Here is a 22,393-nt window from a genome sequence, read left to right as displayed (position 1 = left end):
AACCTTTAAATTTATAGAATTTTCTAGTTTTGCAGCATTGTTTTTAGAAATTATTTAATTGCATCGATTTCAATTTGCCGGAAAGTCAAAAGAACTCGTGAATAATTATTTGTTAATACAGCACCGGTTTGGGTTAATGCAGTATAACTTTTGTGTTACTGTTCCCTGCTGTGCTGCAAAGCGCTTGTTTTTGCGGGTTCCTGATTTTCCGGTAAGTTTGATCCTCCAAGACAAAAAAATCATCAATGAAGTACCTGCCACTCGATCAGAAGATCTTTATCAAAAACCGGGCACGGTTTACCGCGAAAATGCAGCCGGATTCCATTGCCATTTTTAATTCGAACGACGAACTGCCCACCAATGGCGACGCACTTCATCCTTTCCGCCAGAATGCAGACCTGTACTGGCTTACCGGGGTAGACCAGGAAGACACCATGCTGGTGCTGTACCCGGACAACCCGGATCCCAAATACCGCGAAGTGCTTGTGCTGGTGCGGCCTAACGAGCTAAAGGAAAAATGGGACGGCCACCGCCTCCGCCGCGAAGAAGCACAGGCCGTTTCGGGTATAGAGACCATCGTGTGGCTGGACAGCCTGGATGCGCTCCTGCAGCCATGGATACACGAAGCGGCCAATATTTACCTGAACAGCAATGAAAATAACCGCAAAGCCAACCTGGTGCCCGTCCGCGATTACCGTTACGCCCAGGAGCTGCGCAGCCGTTACCCGCTTCACAATTTCCTCCGCTCCGCCCGCATCCTCAAAGAGCTGCGCGCCGTGAAAACCGAAGAGGAAATAGCCGTGATGCAAACGGCTATAGACATCACCGAAAAAACTTTCCGCCGCTTATTGCAGTTCATCAAACCCGGCGTATTCGAACATGAGATACACGCCGAAATACTGCACGAATTCCTGCGCAACCGCGCTACCGGCGAAGCTTACGGCTCCATCATCGCTTCTGGCGACAGGGCGCGTACGCTGCATTATGTGAGCAACAACCAGGAATGTAAAGACGGAGAGCTGATCCTGATGGACTTCGGCGCTGCCTATGGCGGCTATAACGCCGACCTGACGCGCACTGTGCCGGTGAACGGTAAGTTCACCCCGCGCCAGCGCGATGTGTACAACGCCTGCCTGCACCTGCACAACTACGCCAAATCCATCCTCAAACCCGGCATCACCATCAGCAAATACCATGAAATGGTGGGCGTGGAAGCGGGGAAAGAATTCGTCAAACTGGGGCTGCTGACGGACGCGGACATTAAAAACCAGGACCCAGAAACACCCGCTTACCGCAAATACCTCTACCACGGCATTTCCCATCACCTGGGGGTGGACGTGCATGACCTCGGCCCTTCGTTCTTCCAGCCCCTCCCTGACGGGGCGGTGATGACCGTAGAACCGGGCATTTATATCGAAGAAGAGAAAATGGGTATCCGCATCGAGAACAATATCTGGGTGAAATCTACCGGCAACGTAGACCTGATGAAGAACATCCCCATCACGGCGGAAGAGATCGAAGCCCTGATGAAGCGATAAATCAACAAAACATACAAGGCTGGCCGGAATATACAAACTGTTCCCGGCCAGCCTTTTTTTGACCCGCCCTAAAACAGGTTTATACCCGGGATGACTGGAAAAAATGTATAACTTGCCCCGCTGAAGAAAATCCGATCAATGAAACAGATTCCCAATATCCTTACGCTTTCCAACCTCTTTTGCGGTGCGCTGGCCATCATCTTCATTTTGCATGCGCCGGAATACATCGCAGAGTTCAACGGCACCACGTACACCGTTACCAATCCCGAGCCCATCTACTGGGCTTCCGGCCTGGTGGTGCTCGCCGGTATCATCGATTTTTTTGACGGATTTGTGGCCCGTTTGCTGAAAGTGGCTTCCCCCATGGGCCGGGAGCTGGATTCACTGGCGGATGTAGTAACGTTCGGCGTAGTGCCCGGCATGATCCTTTTCCGGCTGCTGCGCAGCGCCTACCTGCAAACCCCCGATGTGTTCGACGTTTCTTACTTTAACCTGGCCCCGGCCCTGCTGGTGCCCTGTTTTGCCGCATACCGCCTCGCCGTGTTCAACCTTGACACAAGGCAGAGCGAGCATTTCATCGGCGTGCCTACTCCCGCGGTAGGTTTCCTGGTGGCTTCATTCCCGCTTATCGTGCTCTACAATCCCTTTAACCTCGCGCCGCTGTTCGGTAATGTCTGGATACTGTATGCCATCATTGCCGTGCTGTGTTACCTGATGGTGAGCTCCCACCCCATGATCAGCCTGAAGTTCAAGAACCTCTCCGTGAAAGACAACTGGCCCCGCTTTTTGCTGGTGCTGTTCACCATTGCCAGCATCCCGGTGCTGAAGTATGCCGCCGTGCCTTTTGTGTTCATCGTATACGTGGGCCTTTCCCTGGTGGTGCCTCCAAAGGCCAGCCATGGCTGATCTTCGAAATTGGTAAACCGGAATTCGTAATAAATTGCTAGGTTTGCGTCTAAATTTTTTAGAAAAATGACATTTACTGCGCATATCAACGTGATGCCGTTGAAGGAACTGCTGGACCCTCAGGGTAAGGCTGTATTGGGCGGATTAAAGAACCTGGGCCTTGGAAATGTACACGACGTACGCATTGGCAAACATATTACCCTGCAAATTGAAGCTTCCAGCCGCGAAGAAGCGCAGCAGATAGCAGAGAACGCCTGCCAGAAACTGCTGGCCAACCAGGTAATGGAATTTTACGAAGTTAATATCCAATAAAATTGTCCCGGCTCTACCTCATTCCTTCACCCATCGGCAACCTGGCGGATATCACTTACCGCGCCGTGAAAGTATTGGAGAGCGTGGAGCTGGTGCTGGCGGAAGATACCCGTACTTCGGGCGTTCTGCTGAAGCATTACAATATCAACAAGCCTGTAACGCCTTATCATCAGCACAATGAGCATAAGGTGTTGCAGCACCTTGTACAGCAGCTGCAAAGCGGCAAACAAATGGCCCTGCTTACGGATGCGGGCACGCCGGGCGTTTCAGACCCCGGTTTCCTGCTGGTGAGGGAATGCATCCGCGAAGGCGTGCCGGTGGAATGCCTGCCGGGCGCCACTGCCTTTGTACCCGCGCTGGTGAACAGCGGCATCCCCATGAACCGCTTTGCGTTTGAAGGTTTCCTCCCTCCCAAAAAAGGCCGCCATACTTTACTGACGCAACTCTCCACGGAAGAACGCGCCATGGTGTTCTACGAATCTCCCCACCGCCTCGTCAAAACGCTCGAAGATTTTATACAGTATTTCGGCCCGGGAAGACAATGCTGCGTATCCCGCGAGCTCACCAAAATGTTCGAAGAAAACAAACGCGGCACCTTGCAGGAAGTGCGCGACCACTTCCATGAAAAAGGCGTAAAAGGCGAAATTGTGATCGTCGTGGAAGGGTTTGCCGGTTAATATATGCAGGTCATATTTGAAAACGCATTCATTGAAATTTTTTGCAGATTGAATTTTATTACCTAATATTACAACGAGCATTTAGTAGAAGTTAGAATAGTAGATTTACCCCAAAGGAAAAAAGAGCATAACAAGATTCTGACAAAGATTCGAATAAAGAGTAGCATAACCCCGGTTTCAAACGACATATAGCTGGACCCCATAAATCTTAAATCAATGATTGATCAGGTATTGAGCGCAATCATTAGTAAGCTGAATACGTATATCGGTACCCTTGACCCCGAAGTAACGCCCGGGAACATATCCTTTGCCGATGCTTTCCAGGATACGCCCTCGCAAAACCTGACCGATAAGATCGTGGTGTCTGTTGTGAACATCCAGCAGGAAGAAAGCCTGCGCAACATCCCGTTCCGCCGCACCGTGCAGGTGGGCGGCCTACCCCAGGGCGTGGAGCAGCAGGCTGAAATTTACCTGAACGTGTATGTGCTGTTCAGCGCCAATAAAAACAATTACCTGACGGCGTTGCAGCGCATCTCACAAGTGATCGCATTCTTCCAGCGGCAATTCGTTTTTACCCCGGCGGATACGCCCGTGCTCACCGCCCTGAACCTGAACAAACTCATCTTCGACCTGTACAGCACGCGTTTTGAAGAACTGAACCAGTTGTGGAGCATGATGGGAGGGAAGTACATCCCCTCCGTTATTTACAAGATGCGCATGGCCGTGATACAGGATGCACCGGTGAGCGACGCTGGCATTATTACCGAGATCAATCTGCAATCCCAGTTGCTGAGTACACAAACTGAATAGCATTCCGTTATGGAAAAAATTGTTTGGCGATACACCCCCGAATTCAGGATCGGCATCCGTGTGAACGGCAACGATCCGGGAGAGACCTTCCGCCTGCGCCCTTCCCCGGCCAGCGCCGAAACGATCCGTAATTACGGGTTGCTCACCAGGCCCGTGCCCGGCGGACTTGTGGCATATATGAAACAACACCATAACGGCATCGCCTGGGTGCCCGCGGTGCCTATCACGCAGCCCATACTTTTTTCTTTCTGGCTCACGGTGGCCAATGGCACACCTTTTCCTTCGATAGATTTTTTTGAGCAAGGCACGCAGCAGTTGGGAAGAAAAATATTCTATGCGAATAATCTTTCCGCCGCAGGCGCTATTGATGCGAACCTGGCTGCCAATACCGTGGTGCTCACTGCCGCGGCTGCAGCAGGCAACGCCGAGCGCGGCGCACTGAGCGGTTTCCTGCTTTCCAAAAAAGTAGCGCCGGGCGCATTTACACAAATAAGAGCGGGGAAGATCGCGGCAGGCGCGCCGGTGAGCTTTACGCTTAACAACGCCATCGCCGCTACGCAGGAGCTGGTGGGACTTGACCTCCGGCTGCTGCCCAAAGGCGCGTACGTAGTGCGTTTGGAAGGAGGCAGTCCTGTTGAAGAACGCGTGGTGTTCGACCAGCAGGCGGCGGGCGGAGAAGTGAGCGGCATGATCGACCTGTATAAAAGTGCATGGCATATGGCTCCCCAGCCACGGGAATACACGATTAATTTTTTAAGTACTTGATTAAACTTTTCGCAAATGTTAAATCTAGCTAACCTCAAAACACCCGGCGTATACATCGACGAGGTGCCTAAGTTTCCGCCCTCCGTGGCGCAGGTAGAAACGGCCATCCCCGCATTTATCGGGTACACCCGTTTAACCACCCTCAACGGGGAATCACTCATCAACAAACCGGTGCGCATCACCTCGCTCGTGGAATACGAAGCTATTTTCGGCGCCCGGCTGGAAACCTTTACTGCCGCGGTGAACACCGTTACCGGCGTGAACGTGGTGGCCACTCCACCCGCTGCGCCCACGGCCCTGTACAGGATGTACTATTCCCTGCAGATGTATTTCTCTAACGGCGGAGGGCCCTGCTACATCGTTTCTATCGGAGCTGACACTACCACCCCCACCACTTTGCTGAACCACACCGCCGGGCTTGCCGCCATTGGCAAGGAAGATGAGCCTACGCTGCTGGTGTTTCCCGATGCGCTGTCGCTTGCCCGCGGCGATTTCTATAACCTCTACGCCCTTGCCCTGGCGCAATGCGCAGAGCTGAAAGACCGCTTCGCTATCATCGACGTGTTCAACGGCCACCTGGACTACACCATTCCCGCCGGCGACAATGTGATAGACGACGCCACCAACGGCTTCCGCACGCTCATCGGCAACAGCAACCTGCCTTATGGCGCGGCGTATTACCCCCAGCTGGAAACATCGCTTTCCTTCAACTACAACGAAGAAGCGGTGACTATCACCGGGACGCTTAACGGCGCGCCCGTGGTGGCCAACTCGGTGCTGCGCATCTTTGAGCCCGCCAATGCGGCGGCAGAAGCGCGTTCGCTGTACCATGTATCCAACAAACTATACCACGAGATAAAGAACAGGATCACGGCCATGCCGCTTGTATTGCCGCCCAGCAGCGCGATAGCGGGCATTTATGCACAGGTAGACGGTACGCGCGGCGTGTGGAAAGCGCCGGCCAACGTAAGCCTCCGCTTCGTGCGCCGCCCGATGGTAGCGGTAGACGACAATTCGCAGGAAAACCTGAACGTGCATACCACCGGCAAATCTGTGAACGCCATCCGCACCTTCAGCGGCAAAGGCGTGCTGGTATGGGGCGCAAGAACGCTTGCAGGCAACGACAACGAATGGCGTTATGTGAGCGTTCGCCGTTTCTTCAACATGGTGGAAGAATCTACCAAAAAAGCCACCGAGCCTTTCGTGTTTGAACCGAACGACGCCAACACCTGGATCAAGGTACGCGCGATGATCGAGAACTTCCTCATCCTGCAATGGCGCGCAGGCGCATTGGCCGGCGCAAAACCGGAACATGCTTTCTACGTGAGCGTGGGCCTGGGCCAGACCATGACCGCGCAGGATATCCTGGAAGGGAGGATGATCGTGGAAATAGGCATGGCCGTTGTGCGCCCTGCCGAGTTCATCGTGCTCCGCTTCAGCCATAAAATGCAGGAATCTTAATCACTAATCTGAACGAACATGGATTATAAAACCCCGGGCGTATTCGTGGAGGAATTGCAGCTCATCCCGCCTTCAGTAGCCTCCGTTGCCACGGCCATACCGGCCTTCATCGGCTATACCGCCATCACGGCAGACGCCAAAGGCGCCACCCTGGTGAACGTGCCCGTCCGCATCACTTCGATGCTGGAGTTCACCACCGTTTTCGGCGGCGGTTATTCCCCCGCTTCCTATACGATCAGGACAGACGCACAGTTCAATATCACCAGGATAACACCCGTGAACGGCAGGCGCTACCACCTCTTCGACGCCATCCAGCATTACTTCGATAACGGCGGAGGCCCCTGTTACATCGTGACCGTAGGGGATTACACCGCGGACATTATCCTCGGCACTGCCACCACCGGCCTGTTGGGCGGCCTTCAATCCCTCGAAAAGGTGGATGAGCCCACGCTGCTCGTTTCGCCGGACAGCGTTTCCCTCCACCTGCCCGACGGCTCGCCGGATTACATCAACGGCGGCAATTTCCACCAGGCCGTGATCGAACAATGCGCGCGGCTGCAGGACCGCTTCGGCATACTGGATATGCTGGGCGGCGGGCTGGCGCTCAGTCATGCAGACAATCCCGTACAGAAATTCAGGACCGGCGTGGGCAACCAGGAATTAAAATATGCCGCAACATATTATCCCTGGCTGCAAACCTCTTACCTGAAAGACATCAGCTACTCCCAGCTCAACATCGTAGATGCCGGGGATGTGGCCGTTACCCCCGCAACGCTGGAAGGCATGCTGCAGAACCCTGCGCTGGACGGGCTGGTGGTTGACATGCATACACGGCTCGCAGAAGAGAACCGCGTGTTCAGCAAGATCACGGCGCCGGCGTTGAACAGGAGCAACTACAACCCGATGTCTGCCCATCTCGCGCGGCTGCGCCAGGATGTAGTACTGGCGGGCAATGCAACCCAGGCGCGTAATGCTTTTTCCGCACTCATTAAATTTGTGCGCGATCTTGCACTGGCGCTCCGCGACCTGGAAGATGATGCAGGCAACCCTCCCGGCATGATCCACGTGATCGCCGGGCTGAAGGCCAACACGGCGTTGCGCACACAGATCATCAATCTCATTGCTTTCGAGAAGAACCAGCATGTGCGGGGCTCTGTGGCCGCAGGCCGTTTAGAGACCCATGTGGATACGGATTATGTCACATTAAATACGCAGGATTGGGTAGCCGGCGCTGCTATTAATACCATCGGCGCCAATGGCACCAACTTTGATGGCGGCACCGTACAGGCCACGGCTATTAACGTTGCCAACGCAGTAATGCTGCAAACTGCTTTCGAAGCCATTTCCGGCGCTTACCTCGCCATTTTACAGGATGCCATTTTCAGGACGGACCAGGCGCAGCAGCAGCTGTTCCTCAAACATCCGTTCTTCAAAGCCGTGTACGAACGCGTGCGTGCAGAGATGAGCCTGCTGCCGCCTTCGGGCGCAGTGGCCGGTATCTATGCCGCTACAGACCGTTCGCGGGGCGTATGGAAAGCGCCTGCCAATGTGAGCCTCCGCTCAGTGGTAACGCCCGCATACAAGCTCACGGACCAGGAGCAAAGCTCGCTGAACGTACATGAGACCGGCAAATCCATCAACGCCATCCGCGCCTTTACCGGCAAAGGCATCCTCGTTTGGGGCGCGCGCACACTGGCGGGCAACGATAACGAATGGCGCTACATCAACGTGCGGCGTTTCTTCAATTACGTGGAAGAGTCCACCAAAAAAGCGTCCGAGCCTTTCGTGTTCGAAGGCAACGACGCCAATACCTGGGTACGCATCCGCGCAATGATAGAAAATTTCCTCACGCTGCAATGGCGGCAGGGCGCGCTGGCAGGGGCTACCACCAAACAGGCTTTTTATGTGAAAGTGGGACTGAACGAAACAATGACAGCGCAAGACATTCTCGAAGGCCGGCTGATCGTGGAAATAGGCATGGCGGCCGTACGCCCCGCAGAATTCATCGTGCTGCGCTTCAGTCACAAAATGCAGGAATCTTAATCACCATTGATAATTAACATCCAAAAACCATAAGTTATGGCGAATTATCCGCTTCCCAAATTCCACTTCCAGGTTGAATGGGGTGGTGCCAGCATCGGGTTCACAGAAGTTTCCGGGCTGGACGTGCAGACCGACCCCATCGAATACCGGGACGGCGCTAACCCTGAATATGTAAAGACCAAAATGCCCGGCATGCAGAAATTCAGCAACATCACCCTGAAACGCGGCACGTTCAAAGGCGACAACGAATTCTACGCCTGGTGGAACACTGTAGCACTCAATACCATCGAACGCCGCAACGTTACCATCAGCCTGCTCAACGAAAACCACGAGCCGGTGGTAGTATGGAAGGTGAAGAATGCCTGGCCCATCAAAGTGCAAAGCACAGACCTCAAAGCCGATGGCAACGAAGTAGCGATAGAATCCATTGAACTGGTACATGAAGGCCTGGTGATCCAAAACGAATAACCGATATGTCTGCATTTGATACCCCGCAGGTCGGGTTCCATTTCCTGGTGCTGTTCGAAATACTGCCCCAGTTTCCCAACGATGTGCGCTTCCAGGAAGTATCCGGGCTGAGCGTGGACATTGAGATGGAAACGAAGCCGGAAGGCGGCGAGCACCGCTTCGTGCACAACCTGCCTGTGCGCACCAAGTACGGGGATGTAACGCTGAAAAGAGGCAAGTTCCTCGGCTCAGGTATCCTGCACTGGGCGCGGCAGGCGATAGACGAATTCAAATTCAAACCGAGCAATGTCATGATCTCCCTCATGAATGCCGATCATGTGCCGCTGTACAACTGGTACCTGATCAACGCCATTCCCAAAAAGCTGGAGGTCAGCGGCATCAACGCCGGCAACAACGAGATCGTGGTGGAAACGCTGGTGCTGTCGTACCAGTATTTCAAATACTACGACCCCGTGAGCGTGGCGCTCGACCTGGCCGCAGGGCTTACTGCTTCGGTAAGTGTTGATATCAGCATCTAAAAAAATGCACACATGCCCATAGAGATCCGAGAACTGGTGATACGCGCGCGCGTGGAGAACAGTCCGCAGGCCACATCCGGCGGCAGCTCCGGCGGTTCGTCCCCGCAAAGGGGCATGAGCCCCGCAGATATGCAGCAGATCATTGCCAGGTGTGCGGAAGAAGTCATGAAAGCGCTCAATCAACAAAAAGAAAGATAACCGATGTTGGACTCCTTATTTGGCACCGGCAAGCTGGAGAAGATGATCATTGTCGCCTTCAATCCCCCGCAACAAGCGGGAGAAGCGCCCGTGCTGAGCACAGACGATAAGGACAAATACAGCGTGCAGGTGAACCCGGATAATTATACCATCAATTACCAGGTGAACTACGACCGCGCACCCGCTCCCGGCAACTCCGGCAGCGATGCCAAATATGTGAGCACTTCCCCGCCCGCGCTGGAATTCACTTTCCTGTTCGACGGCACCGGCGTGATACCGCCGCCAGCCGGCCCGCTGGATAATGTGCCCATCGCAGGCGCGGTGGCCGGCCTGTTCAGCGGCGACGAGCCGTACGATGTGACCAAAGAGCTGCAAAAATTTGCCAAGGTCGTATACACTTTCGACAGCAGCGGCCACTCGCCCCGGCGGGTGCAGCTCACCTGGGGCAAGCTCGTGTTCGAAGGCGTGCTCGGGAGCCTTTCACTCAACTACAAACTTTTCGGGCCCGACGGTTCACCGCTTCGCGTGGAAGCGCGGGCCACTTTCGAAGGTTCCATTTCAGACATACTGCGCGAGCTGGAAGAAAACAAGAACTCGCCGGACCTCACGCACGTGCGGAAAGTAGTGGCCGGCGACAATATCCTGCTGATGAGCAACAGCATTTACGGCACGCCGGGTTATTACATCGAAGTAGCGAAGGTGAACAAACTTTTCAATTTCAGGCAACTCAGGGAAGGACGGGAAATCTTCTTTCCTCCCGCTAAAAAAACTAAACCATGAGCGGCGTTGGATTATTACCGGTAGAGCAGGACATGGGCCTGGTAACCTTCACCGTGAATGTAAACGGACAGCCCATACCCGGCGACATCCCCGTGTATTCTATTTCCGTTCACAACGAGGCCAACCGCATTCCTTCCGCATGCATCGTGATCTCGGATGGAGACGCTGCGCTGGCAGACTGGCCCGTGAGCAACCAGGACCATTTCCTTCCCGGCAACGAGATAGAGATACTGGCAGGTTACCGTATGGTGGATGAACTGATCTTCAAAGGGATCATCACCCGCCATTCCATCCGCGTGCGCCAGCAACGGTCTGAACTGGTGGTAGAATGCCGCGACAAGGCCGTGCTGCTCACCATTGGCCGCAATAGCGCTTTGTATGAAGAGATGAAGGACAGCGATATCGCCTCCGCCATTCTCGACAAAGAAGGATTGACCGGCGACGTGGAAGACACGCCTGTAACGCATGCCGGGATGGTGCAGTTCGATTGCACAGACTGGGATTTCCTCGTGAGCCGGATAGAATCCGTGGGTTTCATCACGATTGCGCACGATGGGAAAATAGACGTTAAAAAACCGTTGGTGGAATCCACCGCGCTGGCTACGTTGCGTTATGGCACGAACCTCATTGAGTTCGACGCGGAGATAGATGCCAACAACCAATACGGCAGCGTGAAAGCCCAGGCCTGGGACCCCGCCGGCCAGGCTTTGCTGGAAGCGGAAAGCAACGACCCGGGCTGGACGACGCCCGGTGATCTTGACCCCGCGGAACTGGGCATACCGCTTTTCACCGTACGCCAAACCGGGCGTATGAGCGAAGAAGAAGTGCAGAACTGGGCAGATGCCCGCGCGCTGCGCAGCCGCATGGCATTTATGTGCGGCAGGGCCAGGGTGCAGGGGTTTTCAAAAGCGCTGCCGGGCATCACCGTGGCGCTGGAAGGCGTGGGCACGCGTTTCAACGGCATGGGCTGGGTGAGCGGCGTACGCCACGAGATCAGCTGCGGCAACTGGCTGTGCGACCTGCAATTGGGGATGACGCCCGAACTGCATACCGAAAAATTTGACGTGCAGGCCAAAGCCGCCGGCGCATTGCTGCCCGGCATCAATGGTCTGCATATCGGGATCGTGACCGCGCTGGAGGGCGACCCCGAAGGCGAAGGGCGCATCAGGGTGAAAGTGCCGTCTGTAGACCTGGAAGGCGAAGGCGCCTGGGCGCGTGTATCCACGCTGGATGCAGGCGGTTCCCGCGGCAGCTTCTTCCTCCCTGAAGTGGACGATGAAGTGATCGTAGGTTTCCTGGACGACGATCCGCGTTACCCCGTAGTGCTGGGTGCCCTGCACAGCAGCGCAAAAGCTGCCCCGCTTACCGCGGCTGACGATAACCACGAAAAAGGTTTTGTGACCCGCAGCGGCATGCGCATCCTTTTCAACGACGACAAAAAAACACTCACCATAGATACCCCCGGCGGCAATATGCTCGTGATGGACGAAGACGCGAAAGAGATAAAAGTGGAAGACCAGCACGGCAACAAGATCGTGATGTCGCAGGACGGTATCAGCATCGAAAGCGCGAAAGACCTGGTGATGAAAGCCTCCGGCAGTGTGAAGCTGGAAAGTTCCACCGGTTGCGAAGTGAAGGCCGGCACACAGTTCAAAGCGGAAGGATCGGCGGGGATGGAGATCAGCTCGAGCGCGAATACGGTGATCAAAGGAGCGATTGTACAGATAAACTGATCAGATATGTCATTGGCAGCAAGAGTAGGCGATATGCATGTTTGTCCCATGGTAACGGGAACAGTGCCCCACGTGGGCGGCCCCGCACTGCCGCCGGGCGGCGCCACGGTGATGATAGGAGGAGTGCCCGCGTTGCGCGTGGGCGATATGTGCACCTGTACCGGCCCGCCGGACACAGTGGTGAAAGGCTCCGCCACTGTGATGATCGGCGGAATGCCCGCGGCCCGGCTCGGCGACAGCACAGCGCATGGCGGCACGATAGTGGCAGGCTGCCCGACCGTGATGATCGGCGGTTGAAGATCACGCTGCTTGTTTGAAATTACACGTTTGAAGACAGTATGATGTTCCCCAGGACGAAAAGAAAGTTTGTTGTGCGCCCCGGTTGATTAATGAAGACCTGAAGAATTAAAAATTGTTTTGCGATGCCCCAGGAAAATGCTTTTCTCGGAAGAGGATGGAGCTTCCCGCCCGTCTTCTCCAAACTCGACAAAGAAGTGAAAATGCTGGAAGCGGAAGAAGACATCCGCAGCAGCATCTCCCTGATCCTTTCTACGGAACTGGGTGAGCGCGTTATGCAGCCCGGCTTTGGCTGGAAGCGCGACCGCTGGATATTCGAATCGCTCGGTACTACCACCGCTACCGCTATCCAGCATGAGATCAGGACAGCGCTCCTGCTGTACGAACCCCGCATAGACCTCAACGAAGTGAAGCTGTTGCCCGAAGACAGGGAAACCGGCAAAGTGAGCATCCATGTGGATTACACCGTCAGAAGCACGAACAGCCGCAGCAACCTGGTATTTCCTTTCTACCTAACAGAAAAGTAACATGAGCATTACCAGTAAAAATATTTTTCAATACCTGCTGTCTACCGACGGCGTGAACCAGACTGCCCGCGTGCAGCCCGCGCTGGACCCCGGTACCGTGAAGATAGACGGCCGTACAACCAGCGAACTGGTACGCTTTGTACATCAGATGGCCGGGCAGATCAGGTATTACGATGAAAACAAAATGCCGCAGGGCGACTGGCAGGCCTTCTTCGACCTTTTAAAGAACATGGACGAAACCGGGCTCCAGGCCTTCCTTGCCAATACCCGTGACCTCAGCCCGCACCTGGCCCTGCTGCTGGCCTACCTCCGCGTATATGCCATTGCGCGCGACGATATGAACCAGCTCACCAAAAAGCGCCTCGACTATTACTACGAAGAAGTTCTGCAGCTCAAAAGAAATCCCGCCACGCCCGATAAAGTGCATGTGCTGTTTGAGCTGGCGAAGAACGCGGCGCCGCTGCTGGTAAACGCCGGCACCCTGCTGGATGGCGGGAAGACCGCCACGGGCCTGCCATTGCATTATGCGCTGAATAACGACCTCGTGATCACGCAGGCCGCCGTGGGCATGCTTCGCAGCAGCTTTACCGAATATTCCATCAACAACAAGGGCATCATATTTAAAGCAGACGATGCAACGCAGGTGCTCAACAGCACGGCCACCGCTTTCAGGCCGTTCGGGGCGCGGCAGTTGTCTACCCCGCAGGAATCGCGGCTGATGCAAACGGCCTCTCTCGGGTGGGCGGTTGCTTCGCCGAATCTTTTCCTTTCAGAAGGCAAAAGGGTGATCCTTATGAAAGTGCGGCTCAAGTCCCTCCCGGGATTCAAACATCCCTTCCAGATATTCACGCCTTTTTTTGAACCGCAGCTCACCACCGAAAAAGAATGGCTGAGAACCGGTATGGAAACCAAAGTGGAACTGAAACCGGATCTGACCGTTCCTAACCAGTCCAGTACTTTACAGAATGATTTTACGCTGGAAGTGACCGTTACCCTGAATGAATCGCTGCCCGCTGTTACGGCTTATAACGAAGCCGTGCATGCAGCGTCCTTTGGCACCGCCTGGCCCGTGATGCGGGTGTTGCTGCTGCCGGATAGTTTCCTGATGGAGACCTTCCGGAATTTCACCGTGGAAAGCGTGACGGTGGATGTGGCCGTAACAGGGATGAAGAACCTCGTACTGCAAAACGACCAGGCCATACAGCCTTCAGACAAACCGATCCTTCCCTTTACGGCGCAGCCGCTGATCGGTTCCAACTTTTATATCGGCAACAACGAGATCTTCAGCAAAACGCTGAAGTCGCTGAACATAAAACTTGAATGGCAGGACGCGCCCGCTGATTTTGGTTCCCATTACGCCCACTACGGCAGCAATGAAGAACTGAGCCCTTTAAGCTTCCATGTGGCGATAGACCTGCTTAGCAAGCGCAACTGGAACACGCGCCTGCTGCATACCTTCCCGATATTCGACGCGGGAAATACAGCTAATCCCAAAGACCTCACCGTCAACGAATTCACCTTTTCGCTGAAAACAGCCAACGCGCCTTTCGTGCGTGACCCCTCGCTGCAGATCGGCGCAGGTTTCACCAACATGGTGAACCAGGGATTTTTGCGCGTGGTGCTTACGGGCCCTACCAAAGAAGAGCTGGGCAATGCTTCATCTGAAGCACCTTTCGAAGCTTTTGGCCACAAAGCGTTTTCAGCCGCTTATACCAAACAGGTGATCGCATTGAGCAAACATACCGGCAGCAGCGCTACGGCGCCCAAGCTGCCGAAACCGCCGTATACGCCTACGCTCAAGACTGTCACGATGGACTATGCCGCAGCGGACACTTTCCGCCCGGATGCCCCCAACGGTACAGACCAGTTCTTTTTGCAGGATGTGTTCGGTCCTGCTGAATCGCAGAAGAGCGATATCTCTCCATTGATCCCCGCGCAGCCCGGCGATGGCGCTTTATATATCGGCCTGCAAAATGCGAATGCGCCGCAATCCGTATCGCTGCTGTTCCAGGTAGAAGAAGGCAGCGTGGAAGGCGATGCATTGCTGGACAGCAACGACCTGCAATGGAGCTATCTCGCAGGCCACCGCTGGCAGCCTGTAGCCGTTGCGGATATTCTTGAAGAAAGCACCGGCGGCTTCCAGAAGCCCGGCATCATTAGGCTGAATATGGGGCGCGATGCATCGCTACAGCACAGCCTGATGCCTGCGGGCATGCGCTGGCTGCGCGTGCACGTAGCCAATAATCCCGGCGGGGCGGCGGCCATTGGCAAGATATTTACGCAGGCCGGCACGGCCACACTGGTGTTGCCCGATGCAGGGGCCGCGGGCTACGAAGCGCACCTGGCGCAGCCGCTGGCGCCCAATACCGTGGGCAAGCTGGTGCGCAAAGTGCCTGCGCTCAAAAAAGTAACACAGCCTTACCCTTCATTCGGCGGCCAGCATCCCGAAGCGGACGCCGCTTTTTACCGCCGCGTAAGCGAAAGGCTGCGGCATAAGAACCGCGCTGTGGCGGGCTGGGATTATGAAAGGCTCATCCTCGAATATTTCCCCGAACTGTTCAAAGTAAAATGCCTGCCCCATACCGATACCGAAGACTGGTTCAGGCCCGGCAACGTACGCCTGGTAGTGGTACCGGATTGGCGGCAGCGGCCCACCGGCGACCCGCTTCAGCCCAAAGTGAACCTCCAGCGGCTGCGCGAGATCGGCACTTTCATGAATGAAACATTCACTTCACCCTTCGTGAAGCTGCATGTTACCAATCCCGTGTACGAAACATTGCTGGTGGATTGCAAAGTAAGCTTCCACCCTGAGTTCGACCCCGGGTATTATGCAATAGTGCTGGAAGAAGAGATCAAAAAATTCCTCAGCCCCTGGGCTTACCGGGAAGGGCAGGACATCATGTTCGGCGGCAAGCTGCATGCATCTGAGATACTGGCTTTCATTGAAGGGCGCGGGTATGTGGATTTTGTAGTGGACTTCGAATTATACCACCGCCACAACAGCAACATCGGCGGTGGTATCGGGGAAATGGAGATCGGCGCGGATTTTATCATCGGCTTTTCACTGGAACCCTCCGTGTCTGACTCCGTGACGGGATTAGGCGGGAAGGCCATCAACGTGGATTTTGTGATCGGCGAGCCCGTGGATGTGGCCATGGCAACAAGGCCAGACACCATCCTGGTATCCAACACCGCGCACCGCATCGAGGCATTGCAGGCAGGCGCTTCCGTTTGCCAGGGCACGCAGATCGGTATCGGGCAAATGATCATCGGACTTGATTTCATTATTATTTCATAATTGTTTAAAAACTTTCATCATGGCGGAACGTAGCAAAACCCATTTAAAACAGGAATTCAGAGATGGGGAACGCCCAACCGGAGCAGATTTTGGAGACCTCATCGATTCCTTCATCAACAAGCTGGACGATTCAGTGACCGTTGACCCGGTGAACAGGAATCTCAACATCCCCGCCGGCCTCAACCTGGCGGATGCTACCGTGGGCAAACCCGGTACCCTGCGCTTCAACAGCGGGCAGGTGCAATTTTTCAACGGCGCAGTATGGGGGGCCGTAGCCGGCGCCAGCGGCCCGTTTGTATCTGTTGCCAACAGTCCGCACTTCGCTTATGGCGCCGGCAACATCGGCCTCGGCAACTTTGGCGTGCCGCCGGTGAACAGGCTGGATGTGAACCTGGCCAGCAACGAAGTAGCAGGCGAACGCGTGCGTTTCGGTACAGCGGTGATCAGCAACGGACAAGGCGGCTCAGTGAACATGGCGCAGTTTGCGCATGTGAACCAGGCCACCGGTAATAACACCTTCGCTTTAAGGCAGGGCCCCAACGGCGACGTGAACATCAACGCGCCGGCAGGCCAGCCCATTGCTTTCACACATGGCCGCCTTACTCCCCGCATGCATATCGATCTGAACGGCATCGTGATCATAGGCAACAATGCAGTGCTGCCCACGACAGACGGCACGCACCTGCTGCAGGTAGCCGGACACGCCGCCAAATCAGTAGGAGGCGGCACCTGGTTCGCCGTTTCGGACGAGCGCGCCAAACAGAACGTGCGCGACTTTGAAGACGGCCTGGAAAAACTCATGAAGGTGAGGACCGTACGTTTTAACTACAACGGCAAATACAACACGAACCCCGACATAGAAGAATTTGGCGTGATAGGGCAGGAGATCCGCGAGATATTTCCCTACATGACCTCTACCGGCGCTGTTACAGACGATGGTTCGAAAAAAGAGGAAGACCTCGTGATGTTCAACAGCAGCCCGCTGATCTTCGTGATGGTAAACGCCATACAGGAGCTGACGCAGCGGGTGGCGGGCCTTGAAGCGCGCATCAAAAAACTGGAAGGAAAAAAATAACCGATGGACGAAGTAACCCACATCTATACCGGTCCGCCTGAGATGAAGAGCCAGGACTTCGCCTTCCTCCGTGAAGAAGGCCTGAAGCTCCTGCGCAGCGTGGCAGCTACCAGCTGGACGGATCACAACCTCCACGATCCGGGTATCACGCTGCTGGAAGCATGCTGTTATGCCATCACCGAAATGGGCCTCAGGAGCAGCATGCCCATGCGCGACCTGCTGGCCAGCGATGCAAACGGCCGCCCGCAGGACTTCGTGACCGCCGCCAACATCCTGCCCGTAGCGCCTGTCACCCAGAGGGATATACGAAAAATCCTCATCGACCACCCGATGGTGCAGAACGCATGGGTGTTCCCGCTGGAATCAGAACCCGCCGGCAAAATAAAGGTGCTGCTGGAATTCGCGGACAAGCAGCTCAACAGCAACAATTTTGCCGTAACCGTACTGCCATTGCTGCTGGGGTTTGAAGTGGAAATAGATGTGGCCCTGCCTTTCTGGGACGAAGAAGAAGCCCGTCCTTTCAGCCAGGATGTAACTCTGCAGGATGTGACCTTCCAGGCTTTTGCCCCCGGCGTATTCTGGACGCCGATCGAAGGCACTACCTCCTGGTTTGCCCGTATCACCGTGCAATACCAGCCGCCGGTAGGCCCCGTAGCCAACCAGGACCTTACCATAGTGGCGCAGATCAACACTCCACTGGCGGACCCGCTGACGCAAATACCGATTGTGCTGAACGAGCTGATGACCTTGATAGACACGCTGGGCGATAATTCCCCGGCAGACCAGTCGGTGATGAAACAATACAACCGCTGGGTAACACGCGCCGGCAGCGCCGTACAAACCATCCAGCGGCACATGGCCGCTTACCGCAATCTCTGCGAAGATTTCACCGCGTTCAAGGCCGTGAGGTTACAGGAAGTGGCCGTTACCGCGAACATCGACGTGAATGCCGGCGTGATACTCGAAGAACTGCTGGCAGACATCCTGCTGAGCATAGACCGTTATATTACACCTGTAAACCTCTTCCGTAGCCTGCCTGCGCTGCAGCGGCAACTGGAAGCAGATGATATCTTCGAAGGGCCGCAGATGGCCTCCGGTTTTTTGCCGGATGCTGAGCTGACGGCTACCAACCTGCCGGAACACGTATTCACTTCAGATATCCTGCGCCTCATTCTCCAGCACCGCGATTCGCGCCTTACAGACGTAGAGCAGCGCGAAGACGTGACCTCCCGCCGCATCAGTGCTGTGCGCAACCTAAGCCTGGCGCTGTTTATGGACAACCGGGTGATCACCACCAATGCCCGCGACGCACTCTGCCTGATCAACAGCCAGCAGCATGTGCCGCATCTCAGTCCTACCAAATCGAAGATCGTATTTTACAGGAACGGGCTGGCCATCCCTTACGATCTGAACCTGGCCATCACCTTGTTTGAAACCCGGAAGCAGGAAGAATTGAGCAGTCCCGTTACAGGGCCTGACGACATCCCGCTGCCTTCCGGCGACAATTACCCCGTATCTTCTTATTACCCGATCCAGCAGGATCTGCCGGTGGTGTATGGCGTAGGTTATGCCGGCCTGCCGGAAACCGCCACTGAGGCCCGACGTGCGCAGGCTTTGCAGTTGCAGGGTTATCTTTTCTTTTTCGAACAGCTCACTGCCGGCCTCTCCAGCCAGCTGGGCAATCTGAATTCATTCTTTTCCACTGCGCCTGATGAGGAAAGGACCGTGTTCCAGCAACCGCTGTATCACCTGCCGCAGGCAGCGCAACTGCTGCGCGGCTTTAACGGTACAGACTTCGGGCAGTTCATGAACGACGAAAATAACAGCTACCGCACTGCGCTGACGCAGGCCTCCGAAAGCAGGGAGCAGTTCCTCGCGCGCCGCAACCGCGTGCTGAATCATTTGCTGGCCATGTTTGGCGAAGACATGTATGATACTACTTCGCTGGCGTACCATGAAGCTTCCATTGTGCCGAACGCCGCATTGCTGACTCTGCCGCAGCTGTTGCAGGTGCAGCAGGCACAGCGTGACCAGGCTTCGCAACAGCTGATCCGCGAGAAGTCTGCCTTCCTGCGCGACCTGCCTGCCCTCAGCCGGCACCGGGCGCAATCATTCGGCAATCCCGTGTGGAATGCGGCGCACCTGCTGCGGGTATTTCCCGCACAAGGCGCTACCGGCTGGCAGCTGCTGGATGCCGCGGGTGTGCCGGTACTGCGCCATGCCGTGCCGGTAGCCTCCGAAGCCGTTGCGCATATGAATGCGGCCACGGCTATGGCGCTTGCCAAATTCACCGCGAACTTCAGCACGCAGGCCGAAGGCGCATCGCTGAGAGTAGTGCTGAAGCCGCATCCTGATGAAGACGCCGTGGCAGTAAGCCAGGTCGTATTCCCGGATCCGGCAGCGGCTACTGTTGCGATCAACTCCATTGTGGACGCGATGTTGCAGCACTGGAGAACCTATTCTTTGACACCCCTGGAACGCCGCCTGCACCACCTGCTGGAAGTAGTGGTGAAAGAACGCAGGCCATTGCTTTTTGAGCCGGGCGTTTATTTTGAAATATACGACGAGCCACCGCCTATCCAGAAGATGTTCAGGTTATGGTCGCTGCCGGGCTTTGCCGGCGTGGAACTGCTGCGCAGCAGCGCCGGGTACACAGCCGCTACGGACCCGCTGGCCGTTGCCGCCGCGGAAGCCGCCATTCAAACTACGATCAGCCGCGGTCTGCGTTATGATAATTTTCACATCACCCAATCGGGCCCGAACTTTTTCGGCGTGGAGCTGCGCCTGCAAGATGGTACACCGTTAGCGGAGGCGCCGGCGGTATTCGCCACCATGGCGCAGGCCAAGGCCGCTGTAATGCAGATATGGCAGCATCTTCACCGCTTTATGAGTGCGGAAGGCTTTTATATGGCCGAGCATATTTTGCTGGCGCCGAAAGAGCCGCCTGCTACGGAGCTGGCGATCAAGGATGTGAAAGACCCGTATTCATTCCAGGTGACTTTTGTATTCCCTTCAGGATATGCGCAGGACTTCAACGGCGGGCCAAGAGTGCTTTCCCGCCCGGAAAAATACCGTGACGCCGAGTTCCGGAAACATGCGGAGCAGCAGGTACGCAAAAGCTGCCCTTCACATATTCTCCCGCGCGTGTTGTGGGTAGACCGTGAGTTGCCCGGCGCGCCGGTGAACCCGCCAGGCTTCGGGAATTTCGAGACCCGGTACCGTGCATGGCAGGAAGCATGGATCGCAGATGAAACCAATGAAACAGTGATCGCGCCATTGAGGAATTCGCTGGTAACAGTGCTCAACCTTATTTACGAAGATCTTGAAAACGGATAAACATATCATCCAGAAACAGGTATTCGAAATGCAGGGCGATAGCAAGCGCCCTGGTTTTGAATGGGAGCAGTCTGTGGCAAACCACCACAGGACTATCATTGCGCCTGGCATTGAAGAATGTTTTGATGCGCTGCCGCCCTCGGATGAGCACCTGGTCATCGATTCCATTGAAATTGACCTTGGCGTTTTTACGCAGGAAAGTTTCGTGAAGGAAGGGCGAGGACGGCTCGTGCAAATGCTTAGCGAGCGCCTGCTGGAATGCAGGGAAAAAGCAATCGCGCAGGAAACACTTGTTTCTCAACAAACAGCCAGTCAATCATCTGCTAGTGTTTCCCCGGCTGAAGTTCCGCCTGAAAGAGTATTGAACACTGCCACGGCAGATGAGGAAGCGCTGTTATATTTTTTATCGGAAGGCCGGTTGCCCTGGTGGTTTACGGCAGCCGAAAGACTTTTCAATGCCAACATCTTCAGCGAACAACTCATTTCCCGGCTGCTGCAATTATTGATGAGGAACGAAGTTGCGCTGGTGAGGGCCATTAATCATTTTCCTGATGAAATGATGCTGGAATTCCTGCACCGGTGCGGATTACATGGCATGTCGGCAAAGAAAGAGTGGGAAGTGTTCGCGGATGTTGTGAGGAAAGATATTTCCATGTACCCGTACTTCCGCGAGCGCTTTTGGAAGGCCCGCGTGAATGCCACGGAGGAGATGCTTTCCAGGGAAACAGTCCTGCTGCTCTTTTCAGAATGCAACAAAGAAATTGTCGCTGGAATATATGCAGCATGCGCTGAACGAAAGGATCATGAGGCTTTGAGGCAATATGCCCTTTACCTGGAGCCGCTGGTAACCGGGCCAGGGAAATATGATGTCGATAAAAAATCTGCGGAGGCTGACGAACATGTACCGGTTAAAGACCCCGGCAAACTTAATACCCGCAAGGAAACTCCTGATGTAGAAGCAGGAGATACAGCGGCAGGGAAATCTTCCGGCAGCGAACAGGCATCAGGAAAACAACAAACATCTCAGCATACCGCAGCAACAGCGAATGCTCCGAAACCTGGTTATGCCGGAGAGAAAGGAGAACCAGCATTCCCCGCACTCCGGAAACTATTACCGGACGAGGCTTTATATGTGGAAGCGGCCGGCCTCATATTGTTACACCCCTTTCTTACTGAACTGTTCAGCAGCACCGGCCTGTGGAAAAACAAACAATGGTCCTCCGCGGCAGCGCCTTTTCGTGCGGTGCGGCTGATGGCATACCTCACGTACGGCAACAGCGAAGTGCCGGAATACAGGTTGTTGTTCCATAAAATACTGGCCGGCATGGATGCTGCCACGCCTTTACCCGCCGAAGAGCCGCTGCTGCCTGAAGAGACAGCCACCTGCACGGAACTGCTCGAAGCAGTACTCCGCCACTGGACAGCCCTGCGCAATACCACGGCAGACGGCTTACGCGAAGGATTCCTGTCGCGCAATGGCAAGCTGCAACAATCGCCGAAAGGCATCCAGCTGGATGTGGAGCGCCTCGCGCAGGACGTGCTGCTGGCGCGCCTTCCATGGGGCTGCTCTACCGTGAAGCTGCCCTGGCTGGAACCGTTGCTGCTGGTAAACTGGATGTAGAACTAAAACAAAAAACCAAATATCATGAAG

19 protein-coding genes are annotated in these 22,393 nt (G+C 55.2%); all 19 read left to right on the top strand.

Translation table 11 applies throughout. The features are described 5' to 3' along the window. The first annotated feature begins 245 nt into the window (after window positions 1-245). Window positions 246-1,538 carry an aminopeptidase P N-terminal domain-containing protein gene (locus tag R3I13_RS16525; protein ID WP_346319058.1) on the top strand — a complete coding sequence of 431 codons (1,293 nt, stop codon included), beginning with the start codon at window positions 246-248 and terminating at the stop codon, window positions 1,536-1,538. A gap of 138 nt (window positions 1,539-1,676) precedes the next feature. After that, complete coding sequence (locus R3I13_RS16520; RefSeq protein ID WP_346319057.1) at window positions 1,677-2,444, top strand: CDP-alcohol phosphatidyltransferase family protein; 768 nt, start codon at window positions 1,677-1,679, stop codon at window positions 2,442-2,444. A 66-nt stretch (window positions 2,445-2,510) separates the two neighbouring features. Then, window positions 2,511-2,756 carry a phosphoribosylformylglycinamidine synthase subunit PurS gene (gene purS, locus R3I13_RS16515; protein WP_120518552.1) on the top strand — a complete coding sequence of 82 codons (246 nt, stop codon included), beginning with the start codon at window positions 2,511-2,513 and terminating at the stop codon, window positions 2,754-2,756. Between the two features lie 2 nt (window positions 2,757-2,758). Then, entirely contained in the window at window positions 2,759-3,433 is a 675-nt protein-coding gene (gene rsmI, locus R3I13_RS16510) for a 16S rRNA (cytidine(1402)-2'-O)-methyltransferase (RefSeq protein WP_346319056.1), read from the top strand. A gap of 216 nt (window positions 3,434-3,649) precedes the next feature. Further along, window positions 3,650-4,243 carry a DUF4255 domain-containing protein gene (locus R3I13_RS16505; RefSeq protein ID WP_346319055.1) on the top strand — a complete coding sequence of 198 codons (594 nt, stop codon included), beginning with the start codon at window positions 3,650-3,652 and terminating at the stop codon, window positions 4,241-4,243. 9 nt (window positions 4,244-4,252) lie between these two features. Continuing rightward, window positions 4,253-5,008, top strand: coding sequence for a hypothetical protein (locus tag R3I13_RS16500; RefSeq protein WP_346319054.1), 756 nt, complete (start codon window positions 4,253-4,255; stop codon window positions 5,006-5,008). A gap of 15 nt (window positions 5,009-5,023) precedes the next feature. Continuing rightward, a complete protein-coding gene (locus tag R3I13_RS16495; RefSeq protein WP_346319053.1) occupies window positions 5,024-6,469 on the top strand; it encodes a phage tail sheath C-terminal domain-containing protein in 1,446 nt (481 codons plus the stop codon). A gap of 18 nt (window positions 6,470-6,487) precedes the next feature. Continuing rightward, on the top strand, window positions 6,488-8,512 hold the full coding sequence (locus R3I13_RS16490; RefSeq protein WP_346319052.1) for a phage tail sheath C-terminal domain-containing protein: 2,025 nt from the start codon (window positions 6,488-6,490) through the stop codon (window positions 8,510-8,512). Window positions 8,513-8,548: 36 nt separating this feature from the next. After that, window positions 8,549-8,980, top strand: a complete 432-nt coding sequence (locus R3I13_RS16485) for a phage tail protein (protein WP_346319051.1) — start codon at window positions 8,549-8,551, stop codon at window positions 8,978-8,980. A 5-nt stretch (window positions 8,981-8,985) separates the two neighbouring features. Beyond that, on the top strand, window positions 8,986-9,498 hold the full coding sequence (locus tag R3I13_RS16480; RefSeq protein ID WP_346319050.1) for a phage tail protein: 513 nt from the start codon (window positions 8,986-8,988) through the stop codon (window positions 9,496-9,498). Window positions 9,499-9,510: 12 nt separating this feature from the next. After that, window positions 9,511-9,696, top strand: coding sequence for a DUF5908 family protein (locus R3I13_RS16475; RefSeq protein WP_346319049.1), 186 nt, complete (start codon window positions 9,511-9,513; stop codon window positions 9,694-9,696). A gap of 3 nt (window positions 9,697-9,699) precedes the next feature. Next, window positions 9,700-10,476: a hypothetical protein gene (locus R3I13_RS16470; protein ID WP_346319048.1), complete on the top strand. Its 777-nt coding sequence runs from the start codon at window positions 9,700-9,702 to the stop codon at window positions 10,474-10,476. Further along, window positions 10,473-12,209: a type VI secretion system tip protein VgrG gene (gene vgrG, locus R3I13_RS16465; protein WP_346319047.1), complete on the top strand. Its 1,737-nt coding sequence runs from the start codon at window positions 10,473-10,475 to the stop codon at window positions 12,207-12,209. The genes R3I13_RS16470 and vgrG overlap by 4 nt, the downstream gene beginning before the upstream one ends. Before the next feature lie 6 nt (window positions 12,210-12,215). After that, window positions 12,216-12,506, top strand: coding sequence for a PAAR domain-containing protein (locus tag R3I13_RS16460; protein WP_346319046.1), 291 nt, complete (start codon window positions 12,216-12,218; stop codon window positions 12,504-12,506). Between the two features lie 125 nt (window positions 12,507-12,631). Further along, window positions 12,632-13,033, top strand: a complete 402-nt coding sequence (locus R3I13_RS16455) for a GPW/gp25 family protein (protein WP_346319045.1) — start codon at window positions 12,632-12,634, stop codon at window positions 13,031-13,033. A 1-nt stretch (window position 13,034) separates the two neighbouring features. Continuing rightward, window positions 13,035-16,331, top strand: coding sequence for a baseplate J/gp47 family protein (locus tag R3I13_RS16450; RefSeq protein ID WP_346319044.1), 3,297 nt, complete (start codon window positions 13,035-13,037; stop codon window positions 16,329-16,331). Between the two features lie 19 nt (window positions 16,332-16,350). Continuing rightward, window positions 16,351-17,406, top strand: coding sequence for a tail fiber domain-containing protein (locus tag R3I13_RS16445; RefSeq protein WP_346319043.1), 1,056 nt, complete (start codon window positions 16,351-16,353; stop codon window positions 17,404-17,406). 3 nt (window positions 17,407-17,409) lie between these two features. Then, window positions 17,410-20,742: a hypothetical protein gene (locus tag R3I13_RS16440; protein ID WP_346319042.1), complete on the top strand. Its 3,333-nt coding sequence runs from the start codon at window positions 17,410-17,412 to the stop codon at window positions 20,740-20,742. Then, window positions 20,729-22,363, top strand: a complete 1,635-nt coding sequence (locus tag R3I13_RS16435; protein ID WP_346319041.1) for a contractile injection system tape measure protein — start codon at window positions 20,729-20,731, stop codon at window positions 22,361-22,363. The genes R3I13_RS16440 and R3I13_RS16435 overlap by 14 nt, the downstream gene beginning before the upstream one ends. Window positions 22,364-22,393 lie beyond the last annotated feature (30 nt).

The organism is Chitinophaga sp. YIM B06452, assembly GCF_039655965.1.
GTDB lineage: Bacteria > Bacteroidota > Bacteroidia > Chitinophagales > Chitinophagaceae > Chitinophaga.
Note: the sequence above shows the minus strand (reverse complement) of the source record. Positions and strands in the feature narration are given on the sequence as shown.